The 3,214-nt window shown below is 28.9% G+C and carries 3 protein-coding genes; 1 reads left to right on the top strand and 2 read right to left on the bottom strand.

What is annotated here, in order from left to right:
- Positions 1-85: 85 nt before the first annotated feature.
- Together HGPT_RS05975 and HGPT_RS08710 are read right to left on the bottom strand one after the other, a co-directional pair.
- A complete protein-coding gene (locus HGPT_RS05975) occupies positions 86-703 on the bottom strand; it encodes a CAP domain-containing protein (RefSeq protein WP_019138928.1) in 618 nt (205 codons plus the stop codon).
- A gap of 596 nt (positions 704-1,299) precedes the next feature.
- Complete coding sequence (locus HGPT_RS08710; protein WP_019138927.1) at positions 1,300-2,508, bottom strand: copper amine oxidase N-terminal domain-containing protein; 1,209 nt, start codon at positions 2,506-2,508, stop codon at positions 1,300-1,302.
- 149 nt (positions 2,509-2,657) lie between these two features.
- Between HGPT_RS08710 and HGPT_RS05965 the strand changes: the two genes are divergently transcribed.
- Positions 2,658-3,140: a hotdog domain-containing protein gene (locus HGPT_RS05965; protein ID WP_019138926.1), complete on the top strand. Its 483-nt coding sequence runs from the start codon at positions 2,658-2,660 to the stop codon at positions 3,138-3,140.
- Positions 3,141-3,214: the final 74 nt, after the last annotated feature.

Genomic DNA, 3,214 nt, shown 5'->3' with positions numbered 1-3,214 from the left:
TAAAAATCATTAAATTTTAAAAATTGTTACAAAAAAATGGAGCACAGGCTCCATTTTTTAATCTAGAATTTTATTTGAATTTATTTTATATGCCAAAAAGGTAAATTGAAGCTTCATAAACTTGATTATCGACAACTTTTCTTACAGAAGCAAATCCACATTTTTTAGCAGATTTAAAAAGTAGATTTTGATTGTGACCAGGAGATTTAATCCACCTTGATAAACATTCTTCATTTATATCGCTATTTTTGTAAGCAAGAGTGTAATAAGAAAGTGCCAAGTTTTCTCCTAAATTCTTGTTGTAGCCGCCAGGACTTTCGTGATCGCCATCTCCAGTATTTATATATTGCTCTAATTCTTCCTTAGCTCTTAAAAGTGCCAATTCATTTAATTTCTTGTCTTCCTTAATTTGAGCTAAGGAATTAGCAGTTCTGTAGTTATTTAACTTTTTTACAAATAAGCTTGAATTTCCAATAGAGCCAACTTTTAGTTTGGATTCTGAGTTTTCAACTAATGTAGCATTTGCTGTAGTTTGAACTTGGGCTTTTACAAGAACACTAGCTGAAATATTTTTTGTTGCTGTATTTGTAGAAGTTTTTCCTGTTGCTGAAACTGTGGTAGGCACTAAACTTACAAGAAGTAATGATGCTGCTATTATTTTTTTAAAATTAAATTTTGTATTAAATAAATTGAACTTTTTCATAATTTATCTCCTGATAAAAAATATTTTGCAGATTTATAAATAGTACACCTCTATAACACAATTGAAAATATATCATACATACCAAAGAAAGGTCTATTTAAACTGATTTAAATATTTTTTACAAAACTGTATTAATTCATAAAAACTATTTCTTTTATAATTCAAGTATAGCAGTAAAAATACAGATTATCAAGAGATTTAAAACTTGATATTTATGTACTATATAAATACATTTTTGAACAATTAATACCTATTAAATACAATTATAAAATGTTATACAAAATAGATATATTTAATAAAACTAATAAATGTATCTCTTTTGTATATTTACAGCCTCAAGTAAAGCTGTTAAAATAGTGGTTTTCAAATTGATTAACATTGTACTTTTTTGGAGTTGAAATTTTTGAATAAAATTGAGAAAGGGACTAATAAAAAAATAAGCTGATTTGGGAAAATTTTTGACAAAATTCTTTTGTGATAAATTATATTTATAACAAAAATATTGATAAAAAACGAATAAGGTAGAGAGAACAAATAAGGCAAGATATTAAATTTTTTAATTAATATCTTGCCTTATTTTAAAAATTTATTATTTTTTATTGACTGAAAGAGTTGTTGGTAAATCCATTCATTGTATTCTCTGCGGATTGAGTTTTGATTTTTACTTTATTTAAAACAATGTTCGCCTTTTCTTCGTAGACATTTCTGTGATCCATATCGTATTGGACATCTCTTGCATCAAAAGTTTGAACTATCATGTTTCCGTTTTTTGTTATTTTACTAAATTCTTCGTCCAACTCGTCAACTTGTGAAATACTTCTAATGAATCCACCGTATTGTTTATAATTATCTACATCATAAAAAGAAATTCCTGGATAAAAAAATTCAAGTTGTAATTTACTAAGATCTTTTTCATTTATTTTTATGGATAATTTTGGGTTTCCAAAGCTATAGATAAATTCTCCATCAATAATATCAGCATTTGCAGAAGAAAATTCAGCTATTTTATTTCCACAAGGAGCAACTATAATCCTATCCATTAAATCAAAACATCTCATCATTTCGTCATATAGCTTTCCAGATCCTTCAATAAAATCCGGAGCTTCAGTTTTGCCAATATAATATTTTGATCCAGAAATAAGAATCTTTAAAGTATAATCTTCATCATCTACTTCACTTTCCAAGAAATATGTTCCAAGATATCCTAAATCTTCTTCGCCAAGTTTTTCGCCAGCCTTATTTACTTCTTTTGAATAGACAGCTATTCCTTTTTCATATTGACTAGGTCGAAATTCAATTTTATCTTCAGAATTTTTAGGGATAAATAATTTGAAGCCATACTCTGGATATTCTTTCACGTTGTAATTAGACTTTTCAAGCTTAGGGAAGACGTCTGGCTTTTTGCCGATGTAAACAGACCTAGAATCATTGTCCCATCCAACTTCTTTACCAAAGTTTTCAGAAATGAATCTTATAGGAACAAAGGTCCTGTCATTATTTATAAAAGTTTTGACATCCATTTGACTTGTTTTGCCATCCTTTTCGTACTCACTTGAGTTAACTTTTAAGTTAAGTACATGAGAAGCATTAGAGATTTTAATTCCCTTGCTTTCTTTAAAATAATCTACTTTGTAACCAAGATTTTCAGAAATAAATCTGAGTGGAACAAAAGTCCGAGAGTCCTTTATTATTACATCAGCCTTTTGAATTTGTCCGTCAATAAATAAATTGGGACTAGATTTAGCAAGGACACTACTTGGAAGTAGACTAAGAGCCAATATTCCAACAAATAACTTTTTATTCATTTTAACCCTCCTTTTTATTACATTATATCACAAAAGAGGAAAAGTATTCTTTCTGAAAATTTTAAAGGCAACAAATAAATTATGAAAAGAGAAAAGCAATCATAAATGTGATAAAATGGTCTTATAAATTAGATTACAAGGGGGATAATATGTCAGAAAATAAAAAAATCGCCATTCAAGAAACTTATGGAGAAAGATTTCAATACTGTTGGGGTTGTGGTCCAAAGAATGATGAAGGTATGCACTTAAAATCTTATCCATCAGAAGATGGAAGTGAATGTATTGCAAAAATAGTGCCTGATAAAATGTACACTGGAGGAGTTCCAGCAAATCTTTTTGGTGGAATGATTGCCATGATTTTTGACTGCCACGGAACTGCTTCAGCTGCTTGGTTTAAACATCATGACAAGGGACTTGAGCTCACTGAAGATACAGTTATTGGAAGATTTATAACAGCAAGACTTGAAGTTGATTTTAAAAAGCCAACTCCAATGGATGAAGAAATAACAGTTACTGCCACTGCTGAAGAAATTGGTGAAAGAAAGGTAATTGTAAACATGCTTATGGAAGCTGCAGGCGAAGTTCGTGCCAAGGCAAAGATGGTTGCTGTTGGTGTAAAAGATAATATGTAAGATTATTAGGGGACAAGTTCTCCTAATTTTTTTACATAAATTTATAAAAATTCAAATTAAATTGGAGGAATTAT

The organism is Peptoniphilus timonensis JC401 (assembly GCF_000312025.1).
In the GTDB taxonomy this organism is placed as follows: Bacteria; Bacillota; Clostridia; order Tissierellales; family Peptoniphilaceae; genus Peptoniphilus_A; species Peptoniphilus_A timonensis.
Note: the sequence above shows the minus strand (reverse complement) of the source record. Positions and strands in the feature narration are given on the sequence as shown.

Bases quoted from the DNA above. Each gene is read 5' to 3' on its own strand.
- HGPT_RS08710 (WP_019138927.1), bottom strand. From the start codon at position 2,508: ATGAATAAAAAGTTATTTGTTGGAATATTGGCTCTTAGTCTACTTCCA.
- HGPT_RS05965 (WP_019138926.1), top strand. From the start codon at position 2,658: ATGTCAGAAAATAAAAAAATCGCCATTCAAGAAACTTATGGAGAAAGA.
- HGPT_RS05975 (WP_019138928.1), bottom strand. From the start codon at position 703: ATGAAAAAGTTCAATTTATTTAATACAAAATTTAATTTTAAAAAAATA.